Here is a 15,144-nt window from a genome sequence, read left to right as displayed (position 1 = left end):
CGCCCTCAATGGTACTAGCTAGTTAGTTAGTTAAGGCCGGTCCCATTATCGTCCAACCCCGCTAGAACGGAGCATCACAATGGGTTCTGCACCACAGCGAAGCAAAGGCGTGCGCGTCGGATGCGATATCGGAGGAACCTTCACCGATATCGTGCTCGCGATGCCAGACGGCCGGCTCTTCGTCAACAAGACGTCCACCACGCCGGAGGACCTCGGCAAGGCCATCGTCAACGGCCTGCGCGCACTGATCGACCAGGCCGGCATCGCACCGGGCGACATCGCCGAGATCGTGCACGGCACCACCACCGCGTCGAACACCATCCTGCAGAAGGTCGGCGCCAACACCGGCGTGCTCACCACCGAGGGCTTCCGCGACGTGCTGGAGATCGGCCGCATCCGCACGCCCACCATGTTCGACCTCGGCTGGCAGAAGCCGCAGCCGCTGGCCACGCGCCGCTGGCGCCGTGGCGTGCGCGAGCGCATGGGCTCGCGCGGCGAGGTGGTCGTGCCGCTCGACGTCGAGCACCTGCTCGAACAGGCCGGCGAGCTGGTGGCCGACGGCGTGAACGCGGTCGCGCTGTGCTTCCTCAACAGCTACATCAACCCGGCGCACGAGCTCCAGGCCAAGGCCGCGTTGCAGGCGCGCTTTCCCGAGCTGCTGCTGAGCGTGTCGTGCGAGGTGCTGCCCGAGATCAAGGAGTACGAGCGCACCAGCACGACGGTGGTCAACGCCTACATCCTGCCCGCGATGAAGACCTACCTCGCGCGCCTGAAGAAGGACCTGCGCGACATGGGCGTCGATGCCTCGCTGCAGGTGATGGCCTCCAACGGCGGCATGATGGGCATCGCCTCCGCGACCGAGAAGCCGGTGTTCGCCGTGGCCTCGGGCCCGGCGGGCGGCGTGGCCGGCGCCGCGCGCATCGGCGCGATGGGCGGCGACGACGACCTGATCGTCTTCGACATGGGCGGCACCACCGCCAAGGCCTCGGTCATCGTTGGCGGCCAGCCCTCGCTGACCAACGAGTACGAGTTCCGCGACGGCATCAGCGCGCCGAGCCGCTTCGTCAAGGGCGGTGGCTACGTGCTCAAGGTGCCCGCGATCGACATCGCCGAGGTGGGCGCGGGCGGCGGCTCGATCGCCTGGATCGACGGCGGCGGCCTGCTGTGCGTCGGGCCCGAATCGGCCGGCGCTTCGCCGGGCCCGGCCTGCTATGGCAACGGCAACGAGCGCCCGACCGTGACCGACGCCAACATGGTGCTCGGCTACCTCAATCCCCAAGCGCTCGCGGGCGGCAGCCTGCCGGTCTCGCCCGAGCTGTCGGCGCGGGCGATCGATGCGCACGTGGCCGGGCCGCTGAAGCTCGACCGCCTCGCCGCGGCACACGGCATCCGCCAGGTCGCCAACGTGAACATGGCGCGCGCGATCCGCGCGGTGACGGTGGAGCGCGGCCGCGATCCGCGCGACATGTCGATGATCGCCTTCGGTGGCGGCGGCCCGCTGCATGCGGTGGCGGTGGCGCGGCTGCTCGGCATCCGCCGCGTGATCGCGCCGATCATGGCCGGTGTCTTCTGCTCGGCCGGCATGCTCTCGGCCGACGCCGAGCACAACTTCGTGAAGGCGGTGCTGCGCCCGCTGGCCGATTGCGAACCGGCCGCGCTGGCGCGCGCCACCGCGGTGCTCGCCGACCAGGGCTTCACGGTGCTGGCCTCCGAAGGCTACGCGGCCGACGCGGTGCGCGTGGAGCGCTTCGCCGACCTGCGCTACCTCGGCCAGAGCTCGGAACTCACGGTGGCGCTGCCCGCGGGCACGCTCGACACGGCCGTGCTCGAGCAACTGGCGCGCGACTTCCATGCGCTCTACCAGCAGACCTTCGGCTACAGCAGCGATGAGCCGCTCGAGCTGGTCAACCTGCGCGTCAGCGCCCATGGCCGCAGCGACTTCCGGCTCGACTTCGCCAAGTGCCGCGTCGACGCGACCGCACTGCAGGGCACGCAGGGCGAACGCCTCGTGAGCTTCGCGCCCGGCGAGGCGCCCGCTTCGACGCCCGTGGTCCCGCGCGCCAGCCTCGGTGCCGCGCCGGTGCAGGGGCCGCTGATCGTCGAGTCCTACGACACCACCATCGTCGTGCCGCCGCACTGCAGCGCGCGCGCCGATGCCATCGGCAACATCGTCATCGACCTCCAGGAGATCCCGGCATGAACCGCGCCATCGACCCGATCACCTTCGCGGTGGTCAAGAACGCGATGGATTCCATCGTCGACGAAGTGGCCTACACCGTGCTGCGCACCGCGCGCTCGGAGATCGTCAAGGACGTGATGGACTACTCGGCCGCGATCTGCGACCGCCACGGCCAGATGATCGCGCAGGCCAAGACCATCGCGCTGCACCTGGGCGCCATCCCCGAGGCCATGGCCGAGGTGCGCAAGCGCTACGGCGATGCGCTCGCGCCGGGCGACGCGGTGATCGTCAACGACCCCTACCAGGGCGGCATGCACCTGCCGGACATCTTCATGTTCGTGCCCTTCTTCTACCGCGAGGAGCTCGAGGGCTTCTGCGTCGTCATCTGCCACCACACCGACGTGGGCGGCCGCGTGCCCGGCTCGAACGCCAGCGACTCGACCGAGGTCTACCAGGAAGGCCTGCGCATCCCGGTGGTCAAGCTCTACGAACGCGGCGTGGTCAACGACATCATGGAACGCGTGATCGCGCAGAACGTGCGCGTGCCCGACCGCGTGCTCGGCGACCTGCGCGCGCAGTACGCGGCCTCGCAGGTGGGCGTGCGCGAGCTCACGGCGCTGTTCGACCGCTATGGCCGCGACGACGCGCGGCGCTACTTCGCCGAACTGCTCGACTACGCCGAACGGCTCACGCGCGAGGAGATCCGCCGCTGGCCCAAGGGCACCTTCCACTTCGAGGACTTCATCGACGACGACGGCCTCTCGCCCGAGCCGATCCCGATCCGCGTCGCGCTCACGGTGCACGAGGACCGCGTCAGCGTCGACTACACCGGCTCCTCGCCGCAGGTGCGCGCGGCGATCAACTCGACGCTGTCGTACACCAAGTCCTGCACCTACCTCAGCGTGCGCTGCGCATTGAAGGGCGACGTGCCGAACAACGCCGGCGTGTTCCGCTGCATCGAGGTGCACGTGCCCGAGGGCACCGTGCTCAACCCGATCGAGCCGGCCGCGGTCGCGGCGCGCGCGCTCACCGGCTACCGCGTGTTCGACGCGATGCTCGGCGCGCTGGCCCAGGTGGTGCCCGACCGCATTCCCGCCGCGGGCGAGGGCGGCAACACCGTGGTCTGCCTCTCGGGCAAGAAGGACGACGGCAGCAGCTACATCATCGTCGACATGATCTGCGGCGCCTGGGGCGGCCGCCCCGGTTCCGACGGCATCGAGGCGATCACCAATGCCTCGCAGAACCTCTCGAACACGCCGGTGGAAACGCTGGAGGCGCAGCATCCGGTGCGCGTCGAGGCCTACGAGCTCGAGCCCGATTCCTGCGGCGCCGGCCGCTACCGCGGCGGCCTCGGCATCCGGCGCAGCTACCGCGTGCTGGCCGACGACGTGCTGCTGCAGCTGCGCGCCGACCGCATGAAGTTCCAGCCCTATGGCCTGCAGGGCGGCCTGCCCGCGAAGTCGGCCTCGAACCGGCTGCAGCACGCGGGCGAGACCACCGAGCTCGCGAGCAAGGTTGGCATGCGCATTGCAAGAGGCAGCGTGGTGACGCACACGCAACCCGGTGGCGGTGGCTTCGGCGATCCGCTGCTGCGCCCCGCGCAAGAGATCGAACGCGACGTCTGGGACCACAAGCTCTCGGCCGACTTCGTGCGCCAGCACTACCGCGCGGTGGTCGATCCGGCCAGCGGCCGACTCGATGCCGAGCAAACCCAGGCACTGCGCGCCGGCACGGCGGACTGAAGCGCCGCCCGCCCCCTGTCCCAGCGATTCCCCCACCACCCCATGACGAAGAAGCAGAGGTAAGCGATGAAAAGACGTACGTTGACCCAAGGCCTCGCGGCGATGGCCGCGCTCCCGGCGCTGTCCCTCGGCCTGCGAACGGCGCAGGCGCAGGGGGCCGCCAAGCTGCGCGTGCGCATGGACTTCTCGCCCTGGGGCATGCACGGCGCGGTGCACCTGGCCCAGCAGAAGGGCTGGTTCAAGGACGAGGGCCTCGAAGTCGAGGTGCAGGACGGCACCGGCACCATCTCGACGCTGCAGCTGCTCGCGGCGGGGCAGGTCGACGTCGGCCAGGTGGCGCTCGGCACCATGGCGGTGGCGAAGGAGAACGGGCTCGAGCTGGTCTCGATCGCCGGCTTCGCGCGCACCGGCGACCTCGCCGTCATGACCGACGCGGCGCAGGGCGTGAAGTCGCCGAAGGAGCTCGCGGGCAAGAAGATCGTGTGCTTCACGACCAGCCCGTGGGCGCCGTTCATCGAGCCCTTCCTCAAGGCCAACGGCATGAGCAAGAGCAGCATCGAGCTGGTGATGGTCACGCCCAGCGCGATGATCTCGACCTATGCCTCGGGCAACAGCGACGGCTTCATGTCGCAGGCCCCGTTCGGCCAGCCGATGGTGCTGAAGACCCGCAAGGCCAGCGCGCTGCTGCTGGCCGACAGCGGCATCAGCTTCCCGAGCTACGGGCTGGCCACGACGCCCAAGGCGATCGAGTCGAAGCAGGCCGCGATCGCGAAGTTCACGCGCGTGCAGCTGCGCGCCTGGCAGTACATCCACGACAACCACATCGACGAGGCGGTGGCCGCCATCGTGGCGCAGCGGCCCAATGCGCGGCTCGACCCCGAGGTGCTCAAGGGGCAGCTCGTGGCCTACCGCCCGTTCTTCCAGAGCCCGGGCGACAAGAACCTGCCGATCGGCCAGCAGTCCGACGCCGACTGGGCCGCGGCGATCCGCTCGATGGAACAGACCGGCCAGATCAAGCCGGGCCGCAAACCCTCCGACTACTACACCAATGCGCTCCTTTCCGTCTGAAGCGCCCGCGCGCGGAGCCCACCACGTGGCCGATTTCCTGTCGATCGACGGCCTTCACAAGGTCTACCAGTCCGGCCGCAAGCCGATCACCGCGCTGCAGGACGTGAACCTCGGCGTCGCGCGCGGCGAGTTCGTCTCGATCGTGGGCCCGAGCGGCTGCGGCAAGAGCACGCTGATGCGCTGCATCGCCGGGCTCGAGCCGATCACCAGCGGCCGGCTCGCGCTCGACGGCGTGCCGATCACCGAGCCGCCCGACAACATGGGCGTGGTGTTCCAGCGCGACCTGCTGCTGGAATGGCGCAGCATCCTCGACAACGTGCTGGCGGCCGCCGAGTTCCATGGCCTCGAGCGTGCGCGGCATGCGTCGCGCGCGCGCGAACTGCTGGCCCTGTTCGGCCTGGCCGACTTCATGGACCGCTATCCGCGCGAGCTTTCGGGCGGCATGCGCCAGCGTGTGTCGATCTGCCGCGCGCTGCTGCTCGATCCGCAGCTGCTGCTGATGGACGAGCCCTTCGGCGCGCTCGATCCCTTCACGCGCGATGCGCTCAACGCGGAGCTGCAGCGCACCTGGATGGCGACCGGCAAGACGGTGATCTTCATCACCCATTCGATCACCGAGGCCGTGTACCTCGGCGGGCGCGTGGTGATGATGGCGCGCGGCCCGGGGCGCATCGCCGACATCCTGCCGATCGAGCTCGAGCGGCCGCGCGGCCTCGACGTGCGCGAGACGCGCGAGTTCGCGGCCTACGTGTCGCGCATCAAGGAAACCTTCCGCGAACTGGGCGCCTACTGACCATGAAGACACTCTGGAACCACACCGAGCGCAGCCGCCAGGCCCTGCTCACGCTCGCCGTGCTGCTCGTGGCCTGGGAGGCGTGCGTACGCCTGCTCGGCATCCGCGACTTCCTGCTGCCCGCGCCCTCGAAGATCATCGGGCAGTTCCTCGCGCAGCCCGGCTACCTGCTGCGCGAAACGCTCGACACCTTGCTCACCACGATGTACGGCTTCGTGCTGGCCGTGGTGCTCGGCGTGGCCGCGGCCATCGGCATCGTCTATTCGCGCTTCCTCGACCGCACGCTCTACTCGCTGCTGGTGGCGCTCAATGCCGTGCCCAAGGTGGCGCTCGCGCCGCTGTTCGTGATCTGGATGGGCACCGGCGCGCTGCCCAAGGTGGCGATCGCGATGCTGATCGCGATCTTCCCGATCCTGATCGACTGCGTGCTGGGGCTGCGTTCCACCGACCCCGACATGCTCGACATGGCGCGGGTCAACAAGGCCACGCGCGGGCGCATCCTGTGGAAGATCCGCTTTCCCAATGCGCTGCCCAGCCTGTTCGCGGGCATGAAGGTCGGCGTGTCCTTCGCGCTGGTGGGCACCATCGTCGGCGAGTTCGTGGCCGGCGAATCGGGGCTGGGCCACGTGATCCTGGTGGCGCAGGGCAGCTTCGACACCTCCACCGTGTTCGTCGCGCTCGCGCTGCTGTGCGTGCTCGGCGTGCTGCTGTTCAAGGGGATCGAGCTGGCCGAGGAACGGTTGCTCGGCTGGCATGCCTCGCAGCGCGGCGTGCCGGCGCACGCGGTCTAGCAGAGGCCGTGCGCGCTGCATGAAAAAAGGGGCCGTCGGCCCCTTCGTTCGTTGTGGCGTGCAGCGGCTCAGTGCGCATCCGCATGCTTGGCCGCCGCGATCACCGCCTGCTCGTCGTGCTTCGCGCCGTTGAGGAACAGGTTCAGCAGCACCGCCGCGATCGACGCCAGCAGGATGCCCGACTCGATCAGCGAGTGGATCGCATGCGGCATCCACTGCTTGAAGTTGGGCGCGATCAGCGGAATCATGCCGACACCGATCGAGACCGCGACGATCATCGCGTTGTGGCGGTTGTGCTTGAAGTCCACGCCCGAGAGGATGCGGATGCCGGTGGCGGCCACCATGCCGAACATCACGAGGCCCGCGCCGCCGAGCACCACGGTGGGCAGCGACTCCACCAGCGCCGCCATCTTCGGCAGCAGGCCCAGCACGATCAGGATCACGCCGCCGGCCACGCAGACATAGCGGCTCTTGATGCCGGTGACGGCGACCAGGCCCACGTTCTGCGAGAAGCTGGTGTAGGGGAAGGTGTTGAAGATGCCGCCGATCAGCGTGCCCAGGCCGTCGGTGCGCAGGCCCTTGGCGAGGTCCTGCTGCGAGATCTTGCGCTCGGTCATCTCGCCGAGCGCGAGGAACATGCCGGTCGACTCGATCATCACCACCACCATGATCAGCGTCATCGTGAGGATCAGGATCGGGTCGAACTGCGGCATGCCGAAATGGAAGGGCAGCACGATGTCGAACCACGCGGCCTTGCCGACCTTCTCGTAGGTCATGAGGCCGGTGAGCGAGGCCACGACCGCGCCGATGACGATGCCCAGCAGCACCGAGATGTTGGCGACGAAGCCCTTGGCGTACTTCACGATCAGCAGGATCGACACCAGCACCAGCGCGGCCACGCCCAGGCCCGAGAGGTCGGCGTACTTGGGGTTGGGCACGGTGGGCATGATCGCGAAGCCCTTGGGCACCGCGGGGATGGAGCTGCCGGGCGAGGTGACTTCGGCGAGCCACTTGGCGTAGACCGGATCGACCAGCGCGGGCGCCGTCGGGCCCACGGGATTGCCGAAGATCCAGTTGATGCCCACGCGCATCAGGCTGATGCCGATCACCGCGATGATGGTGCCGGTGACCACCGGCGGGAAGAAGCGCAGCATGCGGCTCACGAAGGGCGCGATCAGTATCGAGACGATGCCCGCGCCGATGATGGCGCCGAACAGCAGCTGCGCGCCGTTCTGGCCCGGGTTGGCATTGGCGATGGCCACCATGGGCGCCACCGAGGCGAAGGTCACGCCCATCATCACGGGCAGCTTGATGCCGAACCACTGCGTGGCGCCGAGCGCCTGGATCAGCGTGGCGATGCCGCAGCAGAACAGGTCGGCCGAGATCAGCAGCGCGACCTCGTCGGGCGAGAGCTTGAGCGCACGGCCCACGATCAGCGGGACCGCGACCGCGCCCGCGTACATGACCAGCACGTGCTGCAGGCCCAGGGCGGTGAGCTTGCCGGTGGGCAGGCGCTGGTCCACCGGATGGACTGAGGAAAGGGAGTCGGCCGTCATCGTGAATCTCCTGCTGCGGCAATGAGAGAAAGACAGGGAGAGGTGCGGCGCGCAGTCGTCGGGCGCGTCCACCGCATCTGGTGTACGCGAAACTGTATACAATTTATGCGGCAATCCGGACTGAGGAAAACCCGGAGGGCCCGGGTGGGCCGGAGGCCGTGCCGCGGCGGGTTCAGGCCACGGGGTAGGGGCCGTCCTCGAAGCGCTGCGCGTGGTAGCCCTTGCTGCCCACGGCGTGCGCCAGGTCGCTGCGGAAGTCGCGGCCCTCGCGCAGGCTTTGCAGCACCTGCGCGAAGTCGTGCTTCGGCGCCCAGCCCAGGTCGCGCCGAGCGCGTTCGTTCACGTACACGCGGTCGAGCTGCGCGGGCAGCGTCCAGCCGCGCCGTTCGTAGAGCGCCTCGCAGTCGGGGAAATGCCGGCGCAGCACGGCCGGCGCATCGCTGCGCAGCAGCGCGAGCTCGTCGCGCGCGAAGGGCGTGGTGGCCGAGACGATGTAGCGGCCGAAGCCCAGTGCCGGTGCGCGCCGTGCCGCGCACAGGTGCGCATCGACGATGTCCGCGATGTCGGCGCGGCGGTGCAGCAGTTCGTTGGCCTGCGCGTTCTCGAGCGAGTGGCGTTCGCGCGCGCGCGGATCGTCGTCGTCCTCGGGGAAGAAGCGCGAGGTGCGCAGCACGACCGCATGGAGGCCGTGCTCGCGATGGAACAGCTGGCACAGGTCCTCGGCCGCGGTCTTGGTCGCGCCGTAGATGTTCTTCGGGATCGGCGTCACGTCTTCCGTGATCCAGGCGGCGGGCTCGCCCGCGGCCGGCGTGAGCGCCGAGCCGAAGCTGCTGGTGGTGCTCGTGAACACGAAGGCCTGCACGCCGGCCGCGACCGCCTCCTCGAGCAGCGCGAGCGTGCCCGCGATGTTGGTCTCGACGAAGTCCTGCTTCGCATGCGTGCCCACGTGCGGCTTGTGCAGGGTGGCGGTGTGCAGCACCGTGCGCACGCCGCGCATGCACTCGCGCACGAAGGCGCGGTCGGCGATGGAGCCGGTGCGGTCGGTGAAGGGCGAGGCGAGCAGGTCGATGCCGCGAGCTTCGCCCAGCGGGGCGGGGTGCGCGCGCAGATGGCGCATCAGTGCTTCGCCGAGATGGCCGGCGCTGCCGGTGACCAGGGTGGTCATGGGAACGGTTTCCTTCCTGCGATGGGATTCTCGAAACCGCGAGGCTAGCGCGAGGCCGCGCGCGCCGTCCACGCATAAGTTATGCGTGGGGCGGTCCGCCCTCAGGCGATGGTGGTGACCAGCCGTCCCGCGCTGCCGTCGGCCAGCGCGATGCGCTCCCACAGCACCCGGCCCGGCAGGATCGGGATCACGGGGTCGAGCGTGCCGGCGGTCGCGATCTCGAGCGTGGCCAGCTCGCCCTCGTGCCAGCCGCGGTCCGCGAGCGTGGCCTCGGCCGCGAGGATCTCCTGCGAGGCATAGCCGATCAGCGAGCGGCCGATGAACTCGGCCGGGTCGGCGCGCCATTCGGACTGGCGCGCGGGCGAGGCCGCGAGCAGCCGGTGCGTGCGGTCGCAGATCAGGTGCACCTTGCGCGAGGACGACTCCACCAGCCGCTTGAGCGCCGCGTCCTGGCGCGGATCGCGCGCCGCGGCCAGCAGCCGGTGCGCGGCCGCCTGCTGCGCCTTCGACAGCGGCAGGTCGCCGCGCTCCCAGCGCGACACGGTGGCCTGGTGCACGCCCATGAGCTGCGCGAAATGGCTCTGCTTGAAGCCGCGCAGCAGCCGCAGGCGCCTGAGCGCGAGACCGGTGTCGCTGGCCGCCATGCGCGCGTTCCTCAGGCCAGCAGCGCCTTCACCAGGTCGAGCTGGCGGTCGGGCTTGCCGGTGCCGAGCTCGAGGCTGGCCTCGATGCGGTCGAGGTGTTCGATCATGCAGTTCACGGCGGCTTCGACGTCGCCGGTGCGGCAGATGCGCAGGAAGTCGGCATGCTCGTCGGACGAGCAGTGCGGGTCGTTCGACGAGTGGTAGAGCATCGCGATCAGCGAGCTGCGCGCGACCAGCTCGCGCACCAGCTCGGCCAGCGTGTGGTTGCCGGTGGCCTCGGCCAGCGCGACGTGGAAGTCGCCCAGCAGCTTCTCGCGCACCGTTCCCATGGTGGTGGTCTGGCGCAGCGCGTTGCGCTCGAAGCGGATGTGTTGGTCGAGCGCCTGGTAGTCGCGCGGCCGCGCGTTGGCGATGAACAGCCGCACCACCTCGCGCTCGAGGATGCGGCGCACCGCGAACACCTCGCGCGCTTCCTCCACCGTGGGCTGGCAGACGAAGGCGCCCTTGTCGGGAATGATCTCGATCAGCTTGTCCTTCGACAGCATCAGCAGCGCCGCGCGCACCTTGGTGCGGCTCACCGAATAGACGCGGCCCAGCGCCTCCTCGCGCAGCCAGGTGCCGGGCGGCAGGCGCTTCTCGACGATGGCGGTGGCGATGTCCTGGGCGATGCTCTCGATGGAGCTGGCCTTGTCCGCCTTCTCGCTGGCGGCGGCCGGGCCGTCGCCGGACGCAACCGGCGCGGCGAGGGAAGGAGCGGGGGTGGAACGTGCGCGGGGCATCGGTGGATTGTCGCTTGGCGAAAGCCGGTGCCGGGCGCACATGCCGCTATGGCCTCGCGAGGGTGAAGCCTTCGAGCGCGCCGACCATGGTCTTGGGCAGCGGCCGCGCGAGCTCGCCGCGCTTGCTGGTGCGCAGCTTGAGCCGCACCAGCGATTCGATCAGCTGCGTGCCCGCGGCCACGCCGTCGATCACCGGCACGCCGAGCAGCTCGCCGATGTGCTCGCACAGGTCGGTCATGCCGGCGCAGCCGAGCACGATGCAGTCGGAGCCGTCCTCCTCGAGCGCGCGCCGGCATTCCTCGACGATGCGTTCGCGCGCGCGCGAGCCCGGCTCCTCGAGCTCGAGCACCGGCAGCTCGCAGGCGCGCACGTTGGCGCAGAAGCGCTCCATGCCGTAGATCTCCGCCAGGTGCCAGGCCTGGCCGATGGTGCGCCCCAAGGTGGTGACCACGCTGAAGCGGCTGCCGACCATGCTGGCCAGGTGCATCGCGGCCTCGGCGATGCCCACCACCGGCCCGCGCGCGAGCTCGCGCGCGGCCTTCAGGCCCGGGTCGCCGAAGCAGGCGATCACGTAGCCGTCGATGCCGTCGCGCTCGCCGGCCGCGATTTCCTGCAGCAGGCCGGGCACGGCCAGCGCCTCGTCGTAGTGGCTCTCGATGGACACCGGGCCCATGGCCGGGCTCACGGCCACGATCTCGGTGCCTGCGTGCGCCACCGCGCGGGCGCAGGCACCGATCTTCTCGGTCATGCTCCAGGTGGTGTTGGGGTTGATGATCTTGATGCGCACGGTGCGCTCCCTTTCTCTTGCGGTGTGTTCAGGTCTTGGTGTTGCGGTTCAGCAGCGCGTAGATCACGAAGCCCAGCGCCATGCCGATGAACCAGGCGTAGTTGGCCGCGCCGCGCAGGGTCGGCACCATCACGCACAGGATCGGCACCAGCGCCGAGGGGATCAGCGCCTGGATCGCCTTCGGGTTGTAGCCGCCGCTGTACCAGTACTTGCCCTGCGTGCTCATGCTGTAGAGCGCATCCACGTCGATCTGCTGCTTGCGCACCAGGTAGTAGTCGGCGATGAGGATGCCGAACAGCGGGCCGATGAACGAGCCCAGCACGTCGAGCGTGTAGTGGATGACTTCGGGGCTGTTGTAGAGGTTCCACGGCGTGAGGAACACCGAGCCCACGGCGGCGATCATGCCGCCGGTGCGCCAGCTGATGTGCTGCGGCGCCACGTTCGAGAAGTCGAAGGCCGGCGAGACGAAGTTGGCGACGATGTTGATGCCGATGGTGGCGATCATGAAGGTCAGCGCGCCCAGCACCACGGCGGTGGTGCTGTCGATCTTGCCCACGGTGTGCACCGGGTCGGTGATGAGTTCGCCGAACACCGGCAGCGTGGCGGCGGTGGTGATCACGGTCAGCAGCGAGAAGAACACGAAGTTGATCGGCAGACCCCAGAAGTTGCCCTTCTTCACCGCGTCGAAGCTCTTGCCGTAGCGCGAGAAGTCGCCGAAGTTGAGCATCGGGCCGCTGAAGTAGCTGACCACCAGCGCGATGGCCGACAGCATCACCGGCAGCGCGTCCCAGCCCTGGAACTTGATGCCGCCGAGGTTCAGGTCGATGTTCTTCCAGCCGGCTTTCCACACCAGCCAGCCGCACAGGATGGCCATCACCACGTAGACCGCCGGACCGGCCCAGTCGATGAACTTGCGGATCGCGTCCATGCCGTGCCAGAACACGAAGGCCTGCAGCACCCACATCACCATGAAGGCGACCCAGCCCAGCGTCGACAGGCCGACGAAGCCGTGCTGCGCCAGGTCGGCGTAGGGCGCGAGGTTGGGGAACATGTGCAGCGCCAGCACCATGAAGGCGGCCGAGGCGAGGTAGGTTTGCACGCCGTACCAGGCCACCGCGATCAGGCCGCGGATGATGGCCGGGATGTTGGCGCCGAGCACCCCGAAGGAGGCGCGGCACATCACGGGGTAGGGCGTGCCGGTCACCTGGCTGGGCTTGGCGACCAGGTTGCAGAAGATCTGCACGATCACGATGCCCACCAGCAGCGACACCAGCACCTGCCAGCTCGACAGGCCGAGCGCGAACAGGCTGCCGGCCGTGATGTAGCCGCCCACGCTGTGCACGTCGGACATCCAGAACGCGAAGATGTTGTACTGCCCCCAGGTCTGCTTCTTGAGCGGCGCGAGGTCCTCGTTGGTCAGGCGCGGGTCGTAGCCGGGCTTGATGAGGGCATTCGATTCGGCATGCGCCGGGGCGCTGGCTGCGCTGGCCCCGGCGGGCGTCTGGCTGACGGCTGTGCTCATGGTCTGTACCTCGTCTCTTCGATTTGGGTTGCGTTGGAGGACCGGCTTGCGACGCAATTTGTGCGCCCGTTTTTGAGTTCGTTATTTGTATACAAAAACTGAGCACAATCAAGATCATCCAGATATTCATATATCCGTAGATTCCCTGAGACGCGGGCGGGCGGGCGCGGACCGCTGCTGCAAGAAAAAGAGCGCCGGGCCCAGGGGCCACGGCGCTCTCGCGCAAAAAGGAAGGGGGAAGACGGGCCGGGCCTACTTCGCCGCCACCTTCACGAACACCGGGTTCGAATAGAACCAGAGGTCGGCGTAGTTGCGCGCATTGATCGCGTTGAAGCGCGCCACGTTGTCGTTGCCCTCGGTGCGCGCATCGGGCAGCGGCTCGCCGTTGGCGGTCTCGCCGGGCACGTCGGTGCCCAGGTTGGTGCCGCGCAGCCGGAAGTACTGGTTGGCGCCGGCCTTCACCGTGAAGCTGGCGGCGTAGTAGCCCTCGGCATCGAGCTTCCAGTCGGCGCGCGTGAAGCGCTTGACGACGCGCGTCGACGGGCTGGTCGCGCGGTCGTAGCCGGGCGTGCCGGGTTGCTCGCGGCCGGTCACGTCGCCCGCGATCAGGTCGATGTGGTCGACCACGGGCTTCACGTTGGCATAGAGGCCGCTGCCGAGCTGGTATTCGAAGTTGTTGCGCTCGGGGCTCCTGAAGCGCACCGTGATCTGCAGCTCCTCGCCCGCGGCGGCCGCGAGCTCGGTGCCCATGCGGCCGGCACCCTTGCTGCTCTTGACCTGGAAATCGAGCGCGTCGATCAGGTCGCCGTTGACCGCGAACAGCCGGCCCGCGCGCATCGCCGCGAGCAGCGACTTCGGATCCTTGATGTCGCCGAACAGGTGGTTCTTGGCGTACTCGCCGGGCGCGTAGCCGCTGCTGTAGAGGCCGCGCGAGGTGGTGAAGTGGTAGTCGGAATCGGCCACGTTCCAGATCCGGCGGCCTTCCGACAGCAGCGCGTCCCAGGTGCCGCCGAGCTTGGCCACGAGGTGGTCGACGCCGCCGTAGGTGCGCGAGGGCAGGTTGGCGTCGATGTAGGCGCTGTTGTAGCCGCCGCGGTCGGGCTCCATCTGGTTGCCGACCATGCCCTCGAGCGAGAACACGATGTCGGGCGCGAGGTCGTTCATCTCGCGCAGCTGCGCGATCGTGTACTTGCCGGGGTTGCGCGAGGGATGGTTGATCTGCAGGTAGCTGGTGGTCGGATAGTTCTTCTTGAGCCAGGCCACGGCCTGCATCGTCTCGGCGTGGGTGTTGTAGGCGGTGCCGGCCTTCGGTCCCCAGGCGGCCACGTCGGCGGCCGGGAACAGCGCGGCGTCGCGGTTGGTGAACAGGTACTCGAACTGGCTCACGGCCTTGAGCGCGGCATCCGACATCGGGCTGTCGGTCAGGATGCCGACGTTGCCGTGGTCGTGCGCGGGCATGTCCCATTCGGCCGAGGCGAAGATGGTCTTGTCGGCGTACTTGCCGCTGGCCTGCAGCGCCTTGATGCGCGGCACCTGGTACTTGGCCATGCCTTCGGAGAACGGGATCTGCGCGGGCAGGGTGCGGCCGTCGTTGTCGTAGGACGAGAGGCGCAGGTGGTCCGAGATCGCGACCCAGTCGAGGCCGAAGCGGTCGAAGGCCTTGGCCAGCACCTGGTCGAGCGTGGAGATCTGCTGCGTGTCGTCGGACTGCCAGGTGTGGACGTGCAGGTCGCCGACGGTCCAGCGGCCGGCTTCGGCGGCCGGCGCGGGCGGCGGGGCCGGGGGCGCGGGTGCCGGGGCGGGCGCGGCGGGCAGGCCGCCGAACACCACGGCGCTGTCGGAGCCGCCGCCGCAGCCGGCGAGCAGGGCCGTGCCGAGCACGAGCGAGAAGGCGAGGCGCGACAGCGGCAGGCCGGGGAGGGAAGACAGGGATTTCATGAAGACGGGAACAGGAACGCGGAAGGGACACGAGGCCGCCGCGGCAAGGCCGCGGCGCTCGGGGACGAACGAGGCGCGGGTGCGCCAGGAACGCGCTGGAGTCTCGGTGCCCGTCGTGACGCGTGCGTGAAAGCCGAATGAAAGTCACGCCGCTGTCACGAGCGGCGCGCGGCCCCCGAC

At 69.1% G+C, this 15,144-nt stretch carries 12 protein-coding genes; 5 read left to right on the top strand and 7 right to left on the bottom strand.

Annotated features, from left to right (window positions below; all coding sequences use genetic code 11):
* Positions 1-79: 79 nt before the first annotated feature.
* From BM109_RS03380 to BM109_RS03360, 5 genes are all read left to right on the top strand, one after another.
* Positions 80-2,200, top strand: coding sequence for a hydantoinase/oxoprolinase family protein (locus BM109_RS03380; RefSeq protein ID WP_093340531.1), 2,121 nt, complete (start codon positions 80-82; stop codon positions 2,198-2,200).
* A complete protein-coding gene (locus tag BM109_RS03375; protein ID WP_093340529.1) occupies positions 2,197-3,921 on the top strand; it encodes a hydantoinase B/oxoprolinase family protein in 1,725 nt (574 codons plus the stop codon). The genes BM109_RS03380 and BM109_RS03375 overlap by 4 nt, the downstream gene beginning before the upstream one ends.
* Before the next feature lie 66 nt (positions 3,922-3,987).
* Positions 3,988-4,989 (top strand): ABC transporter substrate-binding protein, encoded by a 1,002-nt coding sequence (locus BM109_RS03370; RefSeq protein WP_256222316.1) that lies wholly within the window; start codon positions 3,988-3,990, stop codon positions 4,987-4,989.
* A 25-nt stretch (positions 4,990-5,014) separates the two neighbouring features.
* Positions 5,015-5,782, top strand: a complete 768-nt coding sequence (locus BM109_RS03365; protein WP_093340525.1) for an ABC transporter ATP-binding protein — start codon at positions 5,015-5,017, stop codon at positions 5,780-5,782.
* A 2-nt stretch (positions 5,783-5,784) separates the two neighbouring features.
* Positions 5,785-6,573 (top strand): ABC transporter permease, encoded by a 789-nt coding sequence (locus BM109_RS03360; protein ID WP_093340524.1) that lies wholly within the window; start codon positions 5,785-5,787, stop codon positions 6,571-6,573.
* A gap of 68 nt (positions 6,574-6,641) precedes the next feature.
* On the opposite strand, the gene BM109_RS03355 is transcribed toward BM109_RS03360, so the two are convergent.
* From BM109_RS03355 to BM109_RS03325, 7 genes are all read right to left on the bottom strand, one after another.
* Complete coding sequence (locus BM109_RS03355; protein WP_093340522.1) at positions 6,642-8,129, bottom strand: nucleobase:cation symporter-2 family protein; 1,488 nt, start codon at positions 8,127-8,129, stop codon at positions 6,642-6,644.
* A 172-nt stretch (positions 8,130-8,301) separates the two neighbouring features.
* Positions 8,302-9,294: an NAD-dependent epimerase/dehydratase family protein gene (locus tag BM109_RS03350; RefSeq protein WP_093340520.1), complete on the bottom strand. Its 993-nt coding sequence runs from the start codon at positions 9,292-9,294 to the stop codon at positions 8,302-8,304.
* Positions 9,295-9,395: 101 nt separating this feature from the next.
* Positions 9,396-9,938 carry a helix-turn-helix domain-containing protein gene (locus BM109_RS03345; RefSeq protein WP_093340518.1) on the bottom strand — a complete coding sequence of 181 codons (543 nt, stop codon included), beginning with the start codon at positions 9,936-9,938 and terminating at the stop codon, positions 9,396-9,398.
* A gap of 11 nt (positions 9,939-9,949) precedes the next feature.
* Positions 9,950-10,717, bottom strand: coding sequence for a GntR family transcriptional regulator (locus tag BM109_RS03340; protein ID WP_093340516.1), 768 nt, complete (start codon positions 10,715-10,717; stop codon positions 9,950-9,952).
* A 46-nt stretch (positions 10,718-10,763) separates the two neighbouring features.
* Complete coding sequence (locus tag BM109_RS03335) at positions 10,764-11,504, bottom strand: aspartate/glutamate racemase family protein (protein WP_057591522.1); 741 nt, start codon at positions 11,502-11,504, stop codon at positions 10,764-10,766.
* A 28-nt stretch (positions 11,505-11,532) separates the two neighbouring features.
* The gene (locus BM109_RS03330) at positions 11,533-13,026 is read right to left on the bottom strand and encodes an NCS1 family nucleobase:cation symporter-1 (protein WP_093340514.1); all 1,494 of its coding nucleotides are present in this window, start codon (positions 13,024-13,026) and stop codon (positions 11,533-11,535) included.
* Positions 13,027-13,278: 252 nt separating this feature from the next.
* Positions 13,279-14,964 carry a CehA/McbA family metallohydrolase domain-containing protein gene (locus BM109_RS03325; RefSeq protein ID WP_093340512.1) on the bottom strand — a complete coding sequence of 562 codons (1,686 nt, stop codon included), beginning with the start codon at positions 14,962-14,964 and terminating at the stop codon, positions 13,279-13,281.
* Positions 14,965-15,144 lie beyond the last annotated feature (180 nt).

This window comes from Variovorax sp. PDC80 (genome assembly GCF_900115375.1).
Classification (GTDB): Bacteria; Pseudomonadota; Gammaproteobacteria; order Burkholderiales; family Burkholderiaceae_C; genus Variovorax.
This window is presented reverse-complemented; position numbering and strand designations above follow the sequence as displayed.

Coding starts and splice junctions, on each gene's coding strand:
- BM109_RS03380 (WP_093340531.1), top strand. CDS start 80: ATGGGTTCTGCACCACAGCGAAGCAAAGGCGTGCGCGTCGGATGCGAT.
- BM109_RS03330 (WP_093340514.1), bottom strand. CDS start 13,026: ATGAGCACAGCCGTCAGCCAGACGCCCGCCGGGGCCAGCGCAGCCAGC.
- BM109_RS03375 (WP_093340529.1), top strand. CDS start 2,197: ATGAACCGCGCCATCGACCCGATCACCTTCGCGGTGGTCAAGAACGCG.
- BM109_RS03345 (WP_093340518.1), bottom strand. CDS start 9,938: ATGGCGGCCAGCGACACCGGTCTCGCGCTCAGGCGCCTGCGGCTGCTG.
- BM109_RS03355 (WP_093340522.1), bottom strand. CDS start 8,129: ATGACGGCCGACTCCCTTTCCTCAGTCCATCCGGTGGACCAGCGCCTG.
- BM109_RS03350 (WP_093340520.1), bottom strand. CDS start 9,294: ATGACCACCCTGGTCACCGGCAGCGCCGGCCATCTCGGCGAAGCACTG.
- BM109_RS03370 (WP_256222316.1), top strand. CDS start 3,988: ATGAAAAGACGTACGTTGACCCAAGGCCTCGCGGCGATGGCCGCGCTC.
- BM109_RS03340 (WP_093340516.1), bottom strand. CDS start 10,717: ATGCCCCGCGCACGTTCCACCCCCGCTCCTTCCCTCGCCGCGCCGGTT.
- BM109_RS03360 (WP_093340524.1), top strand. CDS start 5,785: ATGAAGACACTCTGGAACCACACCGAGCGCAGCCGCCAGGCCCTGCTC.
- BM109_RS03325 (WP_093340512.1), bottom strand. CDS start 14,964: ATGAAATCCCTGTCTTCCCTCCCCGGCCTGCCGCTGTCGCGCCTCGCC.